Here is an 18,188-nt window from a genome sequence, read left to right on the forward strand (position 1 = left end):
GACGACACGACGCGCCAATACTGCCCGCACACCCCTCCGCGTCATGCCTGACCAGCGGGAATCACACGATCACGCCCGGATTGATAACGGCTTCTGACTCCAGCCACGTGATCCGGATCCTGAACAGCTCCTAGGGAGCCGGGGTGAGGTACATTCCGCCGGCGTCCTGGCCGGCGGTGTTGCGGCAGGACCAGTTTCCGCCGGTCGTGGCGTTGAACAGGGTCAGGCAGCGCCCGAGGGCGAGCTGGGCGTAGTAGTTGGGGTGGAAGGACTCCTGGACGGTTCCCTGGATGGTGGTGCCGAGGTCGAGGAAGCGGGCCCATTCGCTGGTGGTGGCGGAGGGCGGGGTGCTCGAGGTGGCCATGCTGGTCGCGGTGGAGCAGATCTCCCGGCCCTGGAGCATGTCGCGCAGGTCGAGGAACTGGACGTCCTTGGCGGCGGCGACGTCGGCGAGCCGGTCGGAGATCTGCGGGACGAGGCGGTCACGGGCCCAGTCGGAGTCCTGGTCCCACATGGGGCAGCCACCGGTGTTGGTGCGGCTCCAGCCGCCTTCGGGGTAGCGGTTCTCGGAGCTGCGCGGGATCGGGGACGGGTAGGACTGGAGGACGATCCGGTAGCTGCCCTGGGCGTAGCCGGCGGCGGACATGACGGCGCGGATCTCGTCGATGGACTGGCCGACACCGGCCATGGCCGCCTCCATCCTCGAGTCGACGGCCGCCTGCTGGTCGGCGTTGCAGTAGGAGCTCCAGATCTCGTAGTCCTGGACACAGGTGGAGATCACGTCGGCGAAGCCGAGGTCGTTGCCGCCGACCGACAGGGTGATCAGCTTGACGGTGTACCGGCGTGCGACGTCGGCGAGCTGGTCGGCCTGCGGGGCCTCGCCCTTGTAGGACTGCCCGCCGTTGGACGCACGGGGGATGTTCGCGCTGGTGGCGCCCGAGCAGGCCAGGTTGATCTGGTTCTGGGCGATGGTCGGGGCGCTGCGGATCTCGGCGACGTCGGAGCGGTCGCAGCCGTTGTCGAAGCTGGCGCCGTAGATCCGGGCCGGGTCGTAGGAACTGCCCGTCCAGGACCGGTCGGTGCCGGCCCGGCTGCCGCTGGTGGTGACGCTGTTGCCCTTCCAGCGGCCCGCCTCGCCGGAGATGTAGCTGTCGCCCATGGCGACGGCGGCGGTCGGGTTCGAGGCGGCGACGGCGGTCGGGTTCGGGGCGGCCTGGGCGGGGCCGGTGACGGCGACCACGGGCAGGGCGAGTGCGGCTGCCGTCAGTGGGGCGAGCAGGCGTGAGGCGGTGCGTCGGATCCCTGGCACGGGTACTCCTGGGGGATGCCTCGGGCCATGGGGGTGCCCGAGGAGTGGGTGGGGGCAGCGCTGTGTCCGGTGGGGGCTGGTGGGGCCGGCCCCACCGGGGTGGCGTGCCGAGCGCGGCGGCGTGTGCTGCCTGGGCGGGCCGGCAGGGGCCTTGTGGGCCGCCGGGCCCTGATGTCGAACCCGCCGCGTTCGGGACCACTGACACTGTCGGGCACGTGCGTGGGGCGTGGATAGCGTAGATCTACGTGTCTTGCCGCGCGGCCCGCGTTCCCGCCGGCGACCGGGGGCGGCCCGCGGGCGGGGCCCGGTGGCCGTGCCCCGGGCCGTGCGGACCGGGGCCGTTCACCTTCCGCCGGTGCGGCCCCCGACGCTCCAGGTCGCGACCTGGACCCGGGAGGTGAAGCCGAGTTTGGCCAGGATGCGCTGGACGTGTCCTTCGACGGTGCGCGGCGACAGTACGAGACGGGCGGCTATCTGTTTGTCGGTCAGGCCTTCGGCGAGCAGTTCGACCACCTGTCCCTCGCGGGTCGTCAGCGGCGTGGCCGGCGGGCGCTTCGGGGGTGCCAGCGGGGTCCAGCCCAGTGCGCGGGAGACGGCCTGCTGAACGGTCAGCGCCCCGCCCTCGCGCAGCGCGTCGGCCAGTTCGGCCTCCGCCAGCGCCTCCCGCAGCCGTTCCTCGCAGATGGCGCGGTGGTGCAGGAGACGGCCGAGCGCGGGCAGGGCAACACCGATCCGCTGCCACAGGGCCTGCGCGGCCCCGAGGAGGACGGCGCCGTGGGCGCCGGAACCCTCGGCGGCGGCGACCCAGGCCAGCACCTCCAGCGCCTGGGCGACGGCGAACAGGTTGTGCTCGGGGGCGTCGTGGCGCAGGGCGTCCTGGAGGAGCGCGCCGGCGTCGAGGGGGCGGCCGGCCAGCCAGCGGTCGAGGCCCAGTGCCCACAGGGCGTAGCGGCGTGACCAGCGGGCGTCGTGTGCGTCGCACAGGGCGAGGCTCTGACGGCCGTGGTCGGCGGCTCGTGGGTCGCCGGCCATGCAGCCGGCGACGGTCAGCAGGAAGAGGGTGGTCCAGGTGGCGCCGGGGTCGCCGTCGGCCCGGTACTGGGCGAGGGCGTCCTCCAGGAGGTGGATCGCGGTGGTGAAGTCGTCGTCGAAGAGGGCTGCCAGTCCTTCGAGTTGGCGGGCACGGGCACGGGTCGGGGCGTGGTCGAGCTGCTCGCCGATGGCGTGGCACTCCGTGACGCGGGCGGTGGCGGTGGGTGTGTCGCCGCGCAGCAGGGCGAGCCAGCCGTCGGCCCACAGGGCCTTGGCCCGGGCCGTGCTCGTGCCGGTGCCGGCCGCGAGGACCCGTCCCAGCCAGTGCCGTTCCTCCTCGAGGCCGCCGCGGCCCAGCCGGTGGCTCCACAGCGATGCGACGAGGTCGAGGACGCCGTGGACCTCGCCCGGTGTGGTGAGGCCGAATTCGACCGCAGCCCGCAGGTTGGCGTGGTCGCGGCGCAGACGGGCCAGCCAGGCGCTCTGGCACGGGCTGAACCACTCGCTCTCGGCCCGCGCGGCGAGGTCGCGGTAGTGGTGGAGGTGGCGCCGGCGGATCCGTCTCTCGCGGTGCTCCGCGCGCAGGCGGGAGAGTCCGTAGTGGCGGATGGTCTCGAGCATGCGGTAGCGCTCCTCGCCGGGGTGGTCCTCGCGAGGGTGGACCTTGCGGGTCAGGACGGATTTGTCCACGAGGGCGGCGAGGAGGTGGAGTACGTCGTGCTGGGTGAGGCCGTCGCCGCGGCACACCGCCTCGGCGGCGGCCAGGTCGAAGCCGCCGGTGAAGACGGACAGGGCCGCCCACAGGCGGCGTTCGGCGCCGTCGCACAGGTGGTAGCTGCGGGCGATCGCGGCGTGCAGGGTGCGGTGCCTGGCCGGTGTCGCGTGGCCGGGCCGGCCGGGTAACTCCGGGCATTCCTCCAGGTGGTCGAGGATCCTGCCGGCCGGCAGGACGCGCAGCCAGGCCGCGGCCAGCTCGATGGCCAGCGGGATGCCGTCGAGCCGGCGGCAGATGAGCGCTGCGGTGGTCCAGTCGTCGGGGGTCCGCGGGAAGGCGTCGACCACGGCGCGGGCTCTCTGGGCGAAGAGCCGCACGGCGGGGAAACCGATGAGGGCCTCCGGCTCGGGGAGCCGGTCCGGGTCGGGGGTGGCCAGCGGACGCAGGTCGAGGATGTACTCGCCGTAGACGCCGAGCCGGCGCCGGCTGGTGGTGAGGATGTGCAGTCCCGGGGCGGCGGTGAGCAGCGTGTGGACGAGGTGCGCGCAGTGGTCGGCGAGGTGCTCGCAGTTGTCCAGGACCATGAGTAGTCGCCGTTCGGCGAGGTGTTCCGTCAGCAGGTCCTGGGCGGGCCGGGTGCCGTCGTGGTCCAGTCCGAGGGCGAGCGCGATGCTCTGCGCCAGGTGGTCGCCGTCCCGCACGGGGACGAGGTCCACCATCCGTACGCCATCGGGGAAGCGGTCGCGCAGGTCCCGGGCGGTGCGCAGCGCGACGCGGCTCTTGCCGGTCCCGCCCGCTCCGGTGACGGTCAGAAGTCTGGTGCGGTACAGGAGTTGGCGTATGCGGGCGAGTTCGCGTCGCCTGCCGACCAGGCTCGTCGTCTCGGCGGGGATGCCGCCGTCCATCCGTTGGTAGATGTGCATGGTACATGACAGCGCGCGGCCGGCGTGTTCCGCTGCCCCCGGGAGGCAGGTTTTGCCTACGGCATAGTCGACGGACCTCGGGGTGGCACGGTGGCGGCCCGGGCCCCGGGCGCGTGCCGCACGGCACTGGTCCCGCCCGGAGAGCGAGCCCTGATCGGTGTGAGCCGGGGCCCGGTGGCGTCGGATCGAACCCCGCCTGACATCCTGACCGCATGGACGCTGACGCCCTGACTCCGGTCCACCTCGACGAGGTGATGGACGGGTTGGCGATGAACCCCGCCCTGCCGGCTCTGCGGGTGCCGATTATTCATCCGGCCTGATCTGGCTGCATGGTGGTACTCGTGCAGGGTTCCGCCGATCCGGTCTCGTCGGTGGACATCCAGGTGCCGGAGCTGTGCGCGCCGCTTGAGCAGGGCGCGGTGCCACCGCAGGACCGTCTCCGGGCGGACCAGCAACACAAGGCGCCGCAGCCTGTCGGTGGGGAGGTGGTCGAGCAGCCCCGCGCGGACCGCACCTGGCCGCGTATTGAGCGCACGGTGCGCGGTCGGCCTGGGCGCTTCGGACGGGACCGGGCGGCGTGGCGGCGGGCTGCCAGGTCGCGGTGCCAGCGCAGCACGGTGTCCGGCCGCACCGGCAACCGCATCCGACGCAGCACCCGCGCCGGCAGACCCCGGAGCGATGCCGCCAGGAACGCCCGGTCGCTTGCTTCGAACCGTACCCGCCGTCTGTTCAGCTGCCGCTCCAGCACGGTGATCTGATGGCGCAGGGCCAGGATCTCCACGTCCTTCTCACGGTCGCTCATCGGCAGTAGTCCCAGCACCGCGAACGCGTTCGTGACGGTCAGGTATGCCAGTCGCAGCAGCACGGTCGATCATCATGCCGCGGACCTCATCGGCTCCGCCAGAATGCTGGACCGACCAACGAGGCCGACACCAGTGCACCCCCGCGCAGTGCCTCTCACCGGGGCGGATGAGGTTATCGGCAAGGGCACGGCTATGGCCGCGCCAAGCTCGACCTCCTCCGCACCCGCATCCTGCTGAGGAACTGATCTGGCTGCGATTGGCGCCGGCTACCAGGAGCTACTGCGCGCGGCGATGGTCGAGGCCGCCGAGTCCCGGACCAGCACCGACCCGGACCGCTGCAGCTTCACCGTCGCCCTCCAGGCCGCCCGCGACCACCTCGTCCAGGCCGACGGGGCCGAGGCGACCGGCGCGCTCATCCAACAGATCCGCAACGCTCTGCTGGCGCCGCGCCGCCTGCGGGTGAGCACCCGCAAGGTCAAGTCGCCCATCTCCCGCTACAACGAGCGACTCCCCGACGGCCGGCCCGACCACAGCCGGGCCGTGACCGGCCTCGACATCGCCATCCTCCAGCCGCCCGAACAACCCGAACTGCCCGCCGCCGCCCGCCCCGAGTGGCACATCGCCCCGGCCGACCGGCGCCGCCAGCGCGTCCTGGCCCTGTTCCGGGAAGACCCCGGCCGTGTCTGGAGTGCCCGCGAACTCGCCCAGCACCTCGGCGACAACCTCACCAGCCTCCACCGGCAGCTGAACCGCTGGGTCGGCGACGGACTGATCAACAAACCCCGGCCCGGCCGCTACACCACGGCACCGCCCTCACCAGCCTCTTGACAGGGCCGTCAGAGCACTAACTTCCCGGCCTTGGGGATTCCTCACCCAACCCGGACGAGGCATCTACCAGAAACGGACTTAACGTCCTCTCAGTGAGCGCGGGCGGGCGTCCTTCCCATTCGGTGCAGTAGGCGCAGCTGCTGTGATGCGTAGTGAGGGAGCGTGTCCTCGGGAGCGGCGAAGAACCGGTGGGTCGTTTCGGTGGCGGTGGGCGCTTCCGCCAAGCCTGCGTAGATTTCCTCGAGATGCTCATCGATCCATGCGACGAGGCCAGCGTCGAGGGAATCCTCCGCGCCGACGGCCCGTGCGAGATCCCATGTGTGGACGGTACTGTCCGTGATCCTCACGGCGAGTGCCTGCCGCCCGGTTACCGGGCCCAGAGGATAGTCCAGGACCCGCCGCAGGGCGCCATCCCGGTCGAATGCCCGAGCGCACTCCCGGACGGACCGGACGTAGGCACCGGCCGGATCCGCACCAAGCGCGTCGACATCCCGTAGCCGCAGGAACTCCGCGCCGTCGCCGCCGTGGAGCAGACGCACGTAGCCGAAGTTTCCCCGAGTCATGTGGTTGACCAACTGCCGTACATTCCACTCCGTACAGGGAGTCGGCCAGCTCCACTGCTCGGGTCGCACTGCTCGTAGCTTCCGTTCGAACTCGCTGCTGGAGAGGAGGAACCGATCGATGAGCCCGTCGAAAACATTGACCATGGACCCAGCGTGCGAATCACGGGCAGCCCGGGCTGGCGGGTATCGGACGTCGAGGCAGAGTGCTCGCGCTGCCGAGCCCTGGGCTTGCGGCCAGCAGATCCCGGGCGCGCTCGTTGAAGTCGGCGAAGAGCGGGTTCCGGCCGAACGGGCCCATCTGCCGCTGGAGGTTCTGCACGGCCTCGACGGCGAGGGAAGCCCGGACCTGGCGGGTCAGGTTGAGGGTGCGGACCCCGGCGACGTCCGGCTACCCGGCCGCTGCGGCCCGGCCTCATCCGACTTGCACCTGGGCGTCGATAGTGAAGCCGAGGGCCCTCGTCGGGACCACGCCGAACTGACCGCCCGCCGCCCTGGTGCTGCCCGATCGACGCCTACGGCACCGTCCAGGCCCAGCTCCTGGCCCTCCTCGCCTGGACCGCCGGCTGCGCCGGGACAGGGCGACGGCCCGGGCGGTCGGGAGGCTTGCCGTCTGGCTCGGCGTCAGGCCCGGCACGATGTGGCGGCACTCCCGCGGTACCAGCTGGTCCGCCGGCGCCCGGCTGCGCGGTGCGGTGGCGTACCAGCTCCGTCGGGAGTTCTGCGTGGTGGAGCTCGCCGAGCAGGACGTGCAGCGGGCCAGGCCCCCGTCCCGAGTGGCACCCCCGATCCGTGTGAGGACCGCGCTGTCGGCCGGCCGCGAGAGGATGCCGGCATGACGATCACACCCCGGCTGGTGGCGAAGTACCCGATCCCGGACCGGGACGGCGCCCAGACCTTCCTCAACCCCACCGGCCCCGTTCCCCGTCTGGAGGTCCGCAGCGCCGAGTCGCTGCGCATCTACGAACTGAAGGAACAGGCGGAGCTGACGGCCGAGTTCCCGGCCCCGTCGCCCAACCGGTGGCCGAGGGAGTGGGTGGCTCCCGACCTGTCGTTCGCCGTCTTCGGCACCGCGACGGAGTACGTCGCGGTCGCCCGGGACGGCACGAGGTTGTGGAAGCAGCCGTACGGCACGTGGGACGTGGGCCGCTGGGGTTACCTCGACTTCTCGATGACCGGAGCCGCGTCCCGCCCCGCCGTCGGCGGCTCCTCGGCGGGCGGCGCCGACCAGGAGCTCCGGATCTGGTTGCGGCTCCCCTCCGGACTACCCGACAGCACCCTGATCCTCACCCTGGACGCCGAGGGAACGGTGCTGGCACGGAGCGTGCTCCCGTGCGGCGGCTACGAGCGGTTCGTCAGCCTGCTCTGGGACGAGAACGACGAGGTCTCCGGCGTGACCGTGTCCGGAGGGCGGGCGGCGGCCACGCACTACGGGGCACGGTGGGAATTCGGTGCCATCGTCCTGGGCAGGCAGCTGCCGCAGGACCGGGGCGACCTGCTCCTGAGCGAGCGCGAGTACCTGGGCATGGACTCAAGGAACGCCCGCTGCATGACCGTCGACCGGAGGGGACGGGACGTCAGCTGGCACAGCCTCCCCACGTACCAGGTCACCGCCTCGCTCAGCCTGAGCGACTTCCCGGCCCCCGGCACCGGCGACTGCTCGGTGCACAACGACCCGCGCATCTCCTCCTCGAGCGGGTTCGTGGACGACGACACGGCGATGGTGACGCTCCACAACACCTACGACGAGGCCGCGGTGTACATGTTCGGCAGGGACGGCTGGAGGGAGCACAGCCACTGGCTCGCCGACCCCGCCACCGGCGCCCTGCACGGCCGCATCGAGTACCCGATGGCCGAGGTCGACAACGTGATGCGGGTCGGCGACGGTACCTGGATCACCGAGGAATGGGACGCCCTCTACCGCTGGCGGCGCTGAGCTCGTCGACACCGGCCTTCCTCACCCGGACGGTGACGACCGGGCCGAAGCCGCCTACGCCGACCCCGCCCGCCCCGTCCACGGCAAACGATCTCCCCTCCACACTCTTCTCCGCGCTCGCCATAGCCGTCGTCCCGACCGCAGGGCCGGCCCGGGCCGCGGGATCACGTGTCGGCGGTGCGGGCGCGGAGCATGTAGCGGATGTCTTCGAGGCGGCCTGCGCCCCGGCTGCTGCGGTTCGCAGCGGGCGGCGGGTCCGGGGCCCGACCGGCGGATCTACCTGGCGGCATCCACCATCGGCGGGATCGGCCGCGGCGCCGTCGAGGTGACCCCCGAACTGGTCGCCGGCTTCGCGGGCCTGCTCGGCATTCCCGCCCGGAGCTTCTCGGGTTGATGGGCCGACTGGGCACAGCACGCACAACCTCGCGTGATCAGCCTTCGCTGACCCAGGTCAACCGCAGCAGTAGCAGTTCGACCACCTCGGGCGGCGCGCTGGCCAAGGGAACCGCACGGCTCTGTCACCATGACGCGTCACAGAATGTCAGCGGAAATCCGCACCAGAGCGACACCCCCGCCGAGGCGACGGTCATGGGTGTGCAGGCCCTCTTCTCGTGGTCGGGTCACACGGGGGCGAGCAGGGCTGACGGGTCCAGCGCCGCCACCGGCCGCACGCCACCGACGGGCCGGCCGCCGCCGGTCGCCGGCTTCCCCGCGAACCGTGTCAGCAGCCGCGGGTCGACTCCCGCCAGCGCCAGGGCGGCCGCCGCCACGGGGATGCGCGCCCGGTTCGCCCCGTCGGCGATCTTCAGGGCGACGGCACGGCCGTCCGGCAGCGCGGCGATCTGGACGCCTTCGAAGCCGTCCTTGGCGAGCAGCCCGGGTACCGCACGCATCAGTTCGGCTACGTCCCGCCCCGCGCCGGAGGCCATCTCCGGGTGCCTGCGCAGCGCGTCCGCCACCCGGAATTCAGGGGTCCCGGGCGCGCCGGTGGCGATGCGCGCGGCGGCACGGGCCAGGCCGTTCAGGGAGACGGCGAACAGGGGGGTGCCGCAGCCGTCCACGGTGGCGCGCGCGATGCGCTGGCCGGTGAGGTCCTCCACGACTTCCGCGATCATCCGCTGGAGCGGGTGCTCGGGGGCGTCGTAGTCCTGCAGCGACCAGCCGTTGAGCGTGCAGAGGTGGAGCATCGCGGCGTGCTTGCCGGAGCAGTTCTGGGCGAGCCGGGAGGGCGCGCGGTCCTCCCGGATCCAGGCGTCGCGGATGGCCGGGTCGTACGGCAGGTCCGGGACGTTGCGCAGGTCGTCCTCGGTGAGGCCGGCGAGCGCCAGGATCCGCCGGGCGCCGGCGAGGTGGCGTTCCTCCCCGGAATGGCTGCCCATCGCGAGGGCGAGCAGTTCGCCGTCGAGCGGCAGTCCCGCGCGGACCATGGCGACGGCCTGGACGGGCTTGAGGGCCGATCGCGGGTAGCACGCGGCCTCCGCGTCGCCGAGGTGGAACCGGACCTTGCCGTCGCCGCCGAGGACGACGACGGAACCGTAGTGGGTGCTCTCGATCACGCCGCCACGGGTGACGTGGGCGATGGGAGCGTGGCGGGGCTCGCGGATCGCGGGTGCGTCCGCGAGGGGGCTGGTGAGCATGACTGCCTCGATCGTGATGGCTTGGGGCTGCTGACCTGTGTGCCTGCGGGCGGCGGGCCTGGGCGGATGCGCGGTGGGTCCGCGGGTCCCCCGGGACGCCCGGGTTCAGTCGTCGGTTCCGGCGGCGGCGCGCGCGATGCGCCCGCGGATCGTGTACCAGCCGGCGACGAGTGCGGCAGCGATGAGCGGTACGCACAGCACGGTGGTGCGCCCGGCGCCGCCGTCGGCGTACATGAGGACCAGGACGGCGGCGAGGAAGGCCAGCGTCACGAGTTCGGTCCAGGGCGAGCCGGGCAGGCGGTAGCCGGGGCGGGTCAGTTCGCCGGCCGTGGTCTTCCGCCAGAACAGGAGGTGGCAGACCATGATCATGCCCCAGGTGGCGATGATGCCGATGGCCGCGAGGTTGAGCACGATCTCGAACGCGTCGGCGGGGACCACGAAGTTGAGGCCGACACCGAGGACGCACATGCCGCTGGTGAGCAGGATGCCGCCGTAGGGCACCTGGCTGCGGCTCATCCGGGCGGTGAAGCGCGGGGCCGATCCGTTGACGGCCATGGAGCGCAGGATGCGGCCGGTGGAGTAGAGGCCGGAGTTGAGCGAGGACATCGCCGCGGTGAGGACGACCAGGTTCATCACACTGCCGGCCGCCGGGACACCGATGTGGGAGAGCACCGTCACGAAAGGACTCTGGCCGGAGGTGAACTTGTTCCACGGCATCAGCATCGACAGCAGGACGACCGAGCCGACGTAGAACAGGCCCACGCGCCACATGATCGAGTTGATCGCCTTCGGCATGATCTTCTCGGGGTTCTCGGTCTCCCCGGCCGTCACGCCGACCAGTTCGACGGAGGCGTAGGCGAAGACGACGCCCTGGATGATCAGCAGCATCGGCAGCAGGCCGTTGGGGAAGATCCCACCGTTGTCGGTGATCAGGGACGGACCGGGTACGACGCCGTCGACCGGGTGCTGGGTGACGAGCAGGAAGATCCCGATGCCCATGAAGACGAGCAGGGCGCTGACCTTGACGATGGCGAACCAGAACTCCAGTTCGCCGAAGATCCGCACCGAGATGAGGTTCACGGTGAGGACCACGGCCAGGGCTATGAGCGCGATCGCCCATTGCGGGACGTCGGCGAACAGGTGCCAGTAGTGGGTGTACGTGGCGACGGCGGTGATGTCGGCGATGCCGGTGGTCGCCCAGTTGAGGAAGTACATCCAGCCGGCGGTGTAAGCGCCCTTCTCCCCCAGGAACTCCCGGGCGTACGACACGAAGGCGCCGGAGGACGGGCGGTACAGGACGAGCTCGCCGAGTGCGCGCACGACGAGGAACGCGAAGACGCCGCAGATGGCGTACGCGACGAACAGGGAGGGCCCGGCATCGGCGAGCCGTCCGCCCGCGCCGAGGAACAGCCCGGTGCCGATGGCACCGCCGATGGCGATCATGTTGACGTGCCGGGCTTTCAGGGACTTGCTGTAGCCGGTGTCGCCGGCGTCGACGTGACGGGTCGTGGGGCGCTTCTCGTCTTTGAGGAACTGCTCGCTCACGCCTCGGCTCTGCCTTCTCTTGAGGTGTCCGCGCGCTGGGGGCGCACGATGTCGGTGAGGGTGGCCTCCACGCGGTGGAGGTGGTGGGACATCGCCTCGACGGCGTCGGGCTCGGAACCGTCGATCAGGGCCTCGACGATCGCGCGGTGCTCGCAGTTGGACTGCTCGCGCCGACCGCCGAGTTCGTTGAGGAAGGTCGACTGACGCGCCAGTGCGTCACGGATCTCCTCGATCACCCGGCGGAACACCGGGTTGCCGGAGGCCTCGGCCACCGCCAGGTGGAAGACGGTGTCCAGGGCGACCCACGCGGTTGTGTCGGTCTCCCGCTCCATCCGGTCGAGCAGGTGGGCCAGGTGGTCCAGGTCCTCCGGGGTGCGGCGCAGCGCCGCGTAGCCGGCGACCGGGATCTCGACGTGCCGGCGCACTTCCAGGAGGTCGCTGGCCGCGTAGTCGCCGAAGGTGGGGTCCTCGACCGTGTTCGCCACGACGAAGGTGCCCTTGCCGGTCTTGGAGACGGTCAGGCCCATCGCCTGCAGGGCACGGAGTGCCTCCCGCAGCACGGGCCGGCTGACCTCCAGGGTCCGGCACAGCTCTGCTTCCGAGGGGAGCTTGTCCCCCACGGCGTACTGACCGCGCTCGATGGCGCTGCGCAGGTGGCCGAACACCGCTTCCATCGCGCTGACGCGCCGCAGGATCGGACCACCTGTCTGGCTGTCTGACAGGTTCACGGGGTGATCCTGGGGGTTGGAGCGCAGCGGTGTCAAGACACCGGGGTCGTCCCAATGACTTCCGGTGAACTCCGCCGGAGGCGCACCTTCCGCTCGTCGATGCGGCCCGGAGCGGGGTTCGGAGTCGACCTGGCGGCGGCCACCAGGGCGTGCACCACCGCCGAATCGAAAGCCATTTCAGGGTGCCACTGCACGCCAACCACGAAGCGGTGCCGGGTGCTCTCGATCGCCTCGATGGTGCCGTCCGCCGTGCGGGCGCCCACGATCAAGCCGGCCCCGAGGGACTCCACCGCCTGATGATGGTGCGTGGCGACCTGGCGGGTCCCCGGAAGGAGCGCGCCGATCCGCGTCCCCGGCACCGTGGTGACGGCATGGGGGGAGAAGTGGCCGCCGTGCAGGCTGTGCCCGTGGTGACCCACCGTTTCGGGGAGGTGCTGGATCAGGGTTCCGCCTGCGTGCACGTTCATCAATTGCATTCCGCGGCACACTCCCAGCACCGGCATGTCACGCGCGAGAGCCTCGGCCAGCACGGCCCACTCCCACCGGTCGCGCTCGTGCACCGGCGGTCCCGTGCACGGATGCGGCCGCGCCCCGTACAGCGCGGGATCCACGTCCTCGCCGCCGGTCAGGACGATCGCGTCCAGACGCGCGACGACATCGGCCGCGGCCTCCGGCGCGTCCGGCGGCAGCAGGACCGCGCGGCCGCCCGCCGCCTGGAGACAGCTGATGTACGCCGCGGGCAGCAGCGCGGCGGGCAGCTCCCACTCCCCCCACTGAGCGTCGGCGAGGTAGGTGGTCAGTCCGATGAGTGGCTTGGGCATACCACTTCCTTTCAGGGGCGAGAGTCGATCGTCGACGGCCGTCTCCTCCGCAGCCCGCCCGCCCGACGGACGCGGGGTCAGGAGGGCTGCGGAAGAGGGGGCGCACGGCCCTGCGGGCGCACGAACGCGCCCGACGAGGGGGGTGGTGGGTCGCGAACCCGGGGGCGGAGGCTTGCACATCCGGGCCGCGAGCAAGAATCCTGCTGCCGTTCATGCTTAAGCACAAGAAAAGACATCTTCGCGACAGATAAGTGAGCCTTAACTCCGTGCAGAGACTCGACCCCCGGTTGCTCGCCACCCTCGAAGCCGTGGTCCGCCACCGCTCCTTCAACACCGCCGCACGCGAGCTGGGCTACAGCGCGCCCGCCGTCTCGCAACAGATCGCCGAACTCGAACGCCGCGCCGGCCTCATCCTGATCGAGCGCCGCCCCGTACGCGCCACCCCGGCCGGCATGGTCCTCCTCGACGCCGAACAGCGCGTCCGAAGCGCATTGGCGGCGGCGTCCGTGGAACTCGACGCCATGCGTGCGGGCACGGCCGGACGGATCAGGCTCGGCGCCTTCGCCTCCGCCGCCGCCGGCATCGTCCCGCAGGCGCTGGCAGAGCTTCACGCGACCTATCCGGATGTACAGGTCAGTCTCTCCCAAGTGGAGCCCGAAGCCGGCTACAGCCGGCTCAAGCGGGGAGACATGGACCTGGCCCTCAGTTACGACTACGACTTCATCCCGATGCCGCCGCCCCGGGGGCTGCGCCGAACGCTGGTCGCGCGGGACCCGGTCGTGGCGGTGGTCCCGGCCGACCACCACCTCGCCCACCGGGACGTCATCGACCTGGCCGGCCTCGCGTCCGAGACCTGGATAGCGGCTCCGGAGGCCGCGTTGCGTCTGGAACTGCTCGCTCAGATGGCCAAGACACCGGGCTTCCAGGCCCGCCTGGAATACGACGGCGACGACTTCAACACCGTGCTCGGCTTCGTGGCCGCCGGCCTGTGCGTCGCCGTCATGCCGCGGCTGGCCCTCCCCCCGGGTAGCACCCAGGTCGTGGCACGCCCCCTCGCCGACCCGGAGCTGACGCGCTTCATCTACACCGTCCGCATCGACACCCGGCACGCCCCACGCGCCCTCCTGGGCCTGGAACGAATGCTCGCCGCGCAGGCGCTGGCCGCCCTCTCATGAGGTGGGGACAACGCCTCGATGAGTTCGGACCCGAACGTTGCCGGCCCGCCTGCGGGCCGGTCCTCCGGGCAGCCTCTCACCCCTCCGGTCGGACACTCCGGTCGGCGGTGAGCCGCTCCCGCCACTCGGCCACGGCGACGGGCGGCATCGCCGCGAGGCGGGCGATCACCTCGTCGTCCCGCCCGTCGGTCCAGCTGAGGACTCGGGTCAGGACGGTGTTCCGGACCAGGCGGACCTCCTTGAGCAACTCCTCCAGGCGCTTCAGCTCCTCCCCGGTGGCGGCAAGCGTGTCGTCGACCGCCGCCCTTTCCTCGGCCCGCTGTTGCCGCAGGTAGGCCGTCAGGCCGGTGAGGACCACGCCGTCGTCGGCCGCAGCGCTGCGGAACGTCTCGGCGAGGTGGTCCAACACGCAGTCAGGGGCGTCGGCGAGACTCGCTCCCACAACCTTCGCGTCCTCCCAACTGCTCCGTCCGGCATCGCTGGTCCGCAGCCAGAGCCCGGCTTCGACCGGGGCGCGGTCGCCGCAAGCGGCCGCGCGGTAGGCGTACAGAGCCGCACGGTGACCGTAGAAGGTGTAGCCCTCCTCGATCCGGACGCCCGCCGGAGTACACATCCGTCCCGGAACGCCGCCGTAACCGGACTCGGGTTCGTAAGTGGCGTAGGCGTCCAGCTCGGCGTCGGTAGCCGTCGCCCAAGCCGGATCGCACAGCTCCGGATTCCGGGCGAGGAAGTCCGCCACTTCGACCCGCCATCCGGGAACCGGGCTCGTGCGGGGTTCGGACCAGGTCACCGTGCCCGTCGCATCGAGAGTGTAGAGGCAGGCCTGTTCGAGATCGGTCCAGGCCGTGGCAGCCTCGGCGGACCACTCCAGATCCCCGGCCGGGCCCACACGATGCAGCGAGCCGATCACCCGCTGGACCACGGCCAGGATCCGTCGGGCCAGTGTGTAGAGCTCCTCGGCGCTGAAGAAGCGCCAGGTGTCGGCGCCCTGCTCGTCGACAGAGCGGTGGGTGAGCAGGAGCGCGAACACGGCCGGGGAAGGCAGAGCGCCATCGCCGGCCGCGGCCCGGCGGTGCCCCGGAAGCCAGGGGGCGGCGTCCTCGTCCTGGGTTCGCCAGTCGGTGTCCCCGAACCAAACGGCACCGGTGGCGGCGTCGACGGCGAGCCACTGTTGGTAGCCATTACCCGGCCCGAACCGTTCCTGGTGGTGCTCGGCCTGCCGGTCGTGCCACACGTATTCCGCTGGGGGCGGATTGAGTTGGACGGCGACGAAACCGTCCTGCGGGGTGTACCCGACAACGACATGTGCAGTCGGTTTGCTGTGCTCGGTCCCGGACATGCGGCTCCCTCCGTGCCGGACCGTGGCGGATCCGCCACTGTGCGGCACCGAGCCTGCCCTGTGGGAGCTGTACGATCAAATCCGATCACTTGTGGACTTGCCACCCGATGAAAGTCCGCACACGTGCGGACGCGACGGGGCTGACGACAAGCGATCGTGGAGCGCTGCCTGACCGGTGAACAGGTCGCGGATCTGTCAGCGGCAACCTCCCCACCGGCAGCCACTTGACGGGGAGACATCTGGCCACGCCGACAGTTGCACTGAGTGACCGCCCATGGCCGCGAGCTGTTGGGGGTGTCGACTGCCGCCAAATGTCACGGGGTTGCTCCACCTGCTTTGATGGAAGATCGCCGTTACTGCCACTTGCGAGGAGCAGGCCCTGAACACGTCTTTCGCGGAAGTCTTGTCGGTCGGCCTGCTGGTGGTGGTGCTGGTCTGCGCGGTGGTGCGGCCGTGGGGGTGGCCGGAGGCGGTGGTCGCGGTCCCGGCCGCCGGGGTGCTGATCGGCACGGGCGCGATCTCGCCTGCGCACGCGGGGGCCGAGGCCGGGCGGCTGGGCCCGGTGATCGGATTCCTCGCCGCGGTGCTGGTGCTGGCGCAGCTGTGTGATGACGAGGGCCTGTTCCAGGCGTGCGGGGCGTGGATGGCGCGCACGGCGGTGGGGCGTCCGCGTCGGCTGCTGGTGCAGGTGTTCGCGGTCGCGTCGGTGGTCACGGCGGTGCTGAGTCTGGACGCGACTGTGGTGCTGCTGACCCCGGTGGTGTTCGCGACCGCCGCCCGACTCGGCGCCCGCCCCAAGCCCCACCTGTACGCCTGCACGCACCTGTCGAACACCGCGTCGCTGCTTCTGCCGGTCTCCAACCTGACCAACCTGCTCGCGTTCGCCGCCGCAGGCGTGAGCTTCACCCGCTTCGCCGCGCTGATGGCCCTGCCCTGGCTGGTGGCCATCGGCGTTGAATATCTCGTGCTGCGGCGCTTCTTCGCCGCAGACCTGGACGCGGGCGCCCAGGCCCCGGCCACCGGTGCGGCACCCGAGATGCCGCTGTTCGCCCTGCTCACTGTGGTTGGCACGCTGGCCGGGTTCGTGCTCACCTCCGCGCTCGGCGTCAACCCAGCCTGGGCCGCACTGGCCGGCGCCCTGGTACTGGCCGTGCGGGCGCTGGCCCAGCGCCGCACCACCCCGAGAGCGATCGTGCGTTCCGCCGCCGTGCCGTTCCTGGCCTTCATCCTCGCATTGGGCATTGTGGTGCGGGCGGTGGTCGACAACGGCCTCGCCTCCGCGCTCGCGCACCTGGTCCCGCACGGCACGGCTCTGCCCGCCCTACTCGGCGTCGCCGCGCTGGCCGCTGTCCTGGCGAACGTCATCAACAACCTGCCCGCCACCCTGGTCCTGCTGCCGCTCACCGCCCCGGCCGGGCCCGGCGCGGTGCTGGCGGTGCTGCTCGGGGTAAACATCGGCCCCAACCTCACCTACGCCGGCTCACTGGCCACCCTGCTGTGGCGGCGCATCGTCCAAGAGCACGACACCGACGTTCAGCTGGGCGAGTTCACCCGCCTGGGGTTGCTCGTGGTACCTGCCGCTTTGGTACTGGCCGTGGTAGCTCTGTGGGGATCACTGCAGATCATCGGAGGCTGACGCTCGTGACCGTTGTCGTCTGGATCACCGAGGGCACCTGGCCCGCCTGCATCGACGCCGCCCGCACCCACACCCCCACGGACACCGAGATCGTCCTGCTCCACGTCACCGGCCAGGAGATCCCGGGCGTCGCGCACGGCGCCTTCGCCGGCCTGCTCGGACGCGGCCACCCCGAGCGCGACCCCGGCACCCGACTGGAAGACCTCGCGGCCACCTCCGCGCGAGAACTCCTCGACGCCGCGGCCGACCGGTTCCGGCGCCCCTGCACCCGCCTTGAGCGCACCGGCCGCGTCGAACGCGAGGTCGTCACCGCGGCGCAGGGGGCCGAGCTGCTCATCCTTGCCCGCGACGGCGACCTCACCCACTTGGGGCCTCGCAGCCTCGGCCCCGCCAGCCGCTTCGTCGTCGACCACGCCCCCTGCCCCCTGCTGCTGGTCTGGCCCGAACGCGCACCCGGCATCGCCACCCTCCCGCCCCCGCCGCCTCACCCACCCCACCACCAGTGACACGCCGATCAACCAACGCTGGCGGCCGTTCGCAGCACCAACGTTGGTGAAGGCCGTTACGTGATCGTTGTGGCCAAGGGGGCTGTTCACCAAGGGATACGCCAAGGTGTGCGGGGTTCCCTACCGGCGACCGCGCGGAGCACCGGGCTCCGCGACGAGCCGAAAGGGGTACCCCTGCGAGTGATCACGGCCGGACAGCGCGGGGACTCCCCGCAGTTCCAGGTGGTCCTGGGCCGCATCCAGGTACCCCGGCTCGGCCCGGGACGCCCGCGCACCCGGCCGAACAAGGTCCGCGCCGACAAGGCCTACGGCTCCTGCGCGAATCGCGTCTACCTGCGCCGACGTCGTATCGGCTGCACGATCCCGGAGAAGCGCGACCAGATCACCAACCGCAAGAAGCGCGGTGCCCACGGCGGTCGGCCGCCGAAGTTCGACAAGGCCGACTACCGCGATCGCCACGCCGTGGAGTGCGGGATCAAACCACCTCAAGCGCCATCGCTCGGTCGCCACGAGGTACGACAAACTCGCCGTCCGCTACGAAGCGACCGTGCTGGTCGCAGCCATCAACGAGTGGCTGTGACCAGCGCTTTTGAAACACGCCCTAGTACTGCAACCGCACTTGATCATGGTTGACTTGGCGAGTGGTTGATCTTGGGGTGGGGCAGGTCGAGGAGTGGAAGGCGGCGCTGGCGGGG

Annotated in this window: 13 protein-coding genes and 2 pseudogenes; 6 read left to right on the forward strand and 9 right to left on the reverse strand. The window is 71.3% G+C overall.

The genetic code is table 11. The features are described from left to right. Nucleotides 1-130: 130 nt before the first annotated feature. The 3 genes and pseudogenes from ACWC9T_RS36335 to ACWC9T_RS36345 all read right to left on the reverse strand — a co-directional run. A complete protein-coding gene (locus tag ACWC9T_RS36335; protein ID WP_449825315.1) occupies nt 131-1,309 on the reverse strand; it encodes a GDSL-type esterase/lipase family protein in 1,179 nt (392 codons plus the stop codon). A gap of 342 nt (nt 1,310-1,651) precedes the next feature. Further along, a complete protein-coding gene (locus ACWC9T_RS36340; protein WP_449825316.1) occupies nt 1,652-3,979 on the reverse strand; it encodes an ATP-binding protein in 2,328 nt (775 codons plus the stop codon). A gap of 520 nt (nt 3,980-4,499) precedes the next feature. Then, nucleotides 4,500-4,844 (reverse strand): annotated as a pseudogene (locus ACWC9T_RS36345) (integrase); the annotation flags it as partial. Between the two features lie 229 nt (nt 4,845-5,073). On the opposite strand from ACWC9T_RS36345, the gene ACWC9T_RS36350 reads away from it, so the two are divergent. Beyond that, the gene (locus tag ACWC9T_RS36350; protein WP_449825317.1) at nt 5,074-5,610 is read left to right on the forward strand and encodes a hypothetical protein; all 537 of its coding nucleotides are present in this window, start codon (nt 5,074-5,076) and stop codon (nt 5,608-5,610) included. Nucleotides 5,611-5,699: 89 nt separating this feature from the next. On the opposite strand, the gene ACWC9T_RS36355 is transcribed toward ACWC9T_RS36350, so the two are convergent. Next, nucleotides 5,700-6,317 (reverse strand): TIGR03086 family metal-binding protein, encoded by a 618-nt coding sequence (locus ACWC9T_RS36355; RefSeq protein WP_449825318.1) that lies wholly within the window; start codon nt 6,315-6,317, stop codon nt 5,700-5,702. 688 nt (nt 6,318-7,005) lie between these two features. On the opposite strand from ACWC9T_RS36355, the gene ACWC9T_RS36360 reads away from it, so the two are divergent. Then, nucleotides 7,006-8,106: a hypothetical protein gene (locus tag ACWC9T_RS36360; RefSeq protein WP_449825319.1), complete on the forward strand. Its 1,101-nt coding sequence runs from the start codon at nt 7,006-7,008 to the stop codon at nt 8,104-8,106. A 620-nt stretch (nt 8,107-8,726) separates the two neighbouring features. Here ACWC9T_RS36360 and ACWC9T_RS36365 read toward each other — a convergent pair. The 4 genes from ACWC9T_RS36365 to ACWC9T_RS36380 form a co-directional block, all read right to left on the reverse strand. Further along, complete coding sequence (locus ACWC9T_RS36365) at nt 8,727-9,743, reverse strand: asparaginase (RefSeq protein WP_449825320.1); 1,017 nt, start codon at nt 9,741-9,743, stop codon at nt 8,727-8,729. 105 nt (nt 9,744-9,848) lie between these two features. After that, nucleotides 9,849-11,288, reverse strand: coding sequence for an amino acid permease (locus tag ACWC9T_RS36370; RefSeq protein ID WP_449825321.1), 1,440 nt, complete (start codon nt 11,286-11,288; stop codon nt 9,849-9,851). Next, nucleotides 11,285-11,962 carry a FadR/GntR family transcriptional regulator gene (locus ACWC9T_RS36375; protein ID WP_449825326.1) on the reverse strand — a complete coding sequence of 226 codons (678 nt, stop codon included), beginning with the start codon at nt 11,960-11,962 and terminating at the stop codon, nt 11,285-11,287. The genes ACWC9T_RS36370 and ACWC9T_RS36375 overlap by 4 nt, the downstream gene beginning before the upstream one ends. 86 nt (nt 11,963-12,048) lie before the next feature. Then, entirely contained in the window at nt 12,049-12,837 is a 789-nt protein-coding gene (locus ACWC9T_RS36380) for a gamma-glutamyl-gamma-aminobutyrate hydrolase family protein (protein WP_449825322.1), read from the reverse strand. Nucleotides 12,838-13,103: 266 nt separating this feature from the next. On the opposite strand from ACWC9T_RS36380, the gene ACWC9T_RS36385 reads away from it, so the two are divergent. Continuing rightward, nucleotides 13,104-14,012 carry a LysR family transcriptional regulator gene (locus ACWC9T_RS36385; protein ID WP_449825323.1) on the forward strand — a complete coding sequence of 303 codons (909 nt, stop codon included), beginning with the start codon at nt 13,104-13,106 and terminating at the stop codon, nt 14,010-14,012. A 76-nt stretch (nt 14,013-14,088) separates the two neighbouring features. Here the strand turns inward: ACWC9T_RS36385 and ACWC9T_RS36390 are convergent, their stop codons facing one another. Continuing rightward, nucleotides 14,089-15,351, reverse strand: a complete 1,263-nt coding sequence (locus ACWC9T_RS36390; protein ID WP_449825324.1) for a hypothetical protein — start codon at nt 15,349-15,351, stop codon at nt 14,089-14,091. A gap of 379 nt (nt 15,352-15,730) precedes the next feature. On the opposite strand from ACWC9T_RS36390, the gene ACWC9T_RS36395 reads away from it, so the two are divergent. The 3 genes and pseudogenes from ACWC9T_RS36395 to ACWC9T_RS36405 form a co-directional block, all read left to right on the forward strand. Next, nucleotides 15,731-16,987, forward strand: a complete 1,257-nt coding sequence (locus tag ACWC9T_RS36395) for an SLC13 family permease (RefSeq protein WP_449825327.1) — start codon at nt 15,731-15,733, stop codon at nt 16,985-16,987. 5 nt (nt 16,988-16,992) lie between these two features. Continuing rightward, entirely contained in the window at nt 16,993-17,493 is a 501-nt protein-coding gene (locus ACWC9T_RS36400) for a universal stress protein (protein ID WP_449825325.1), read from the forward strand. Between the two features lie 180 nt (nt 17,494-17,673). Beyond that, nucleotides 17,674-18,073, forward strand: a pseudogene (locus ACWC9T_RS36405) (transposase); the annotation flags it as partial. Nucleotides 18,074-18,188 lie beyond the last annotated feature (115 nt).

The organism is Kitasatospora sp. NPDC001159 (assembly GCF_053598235.1).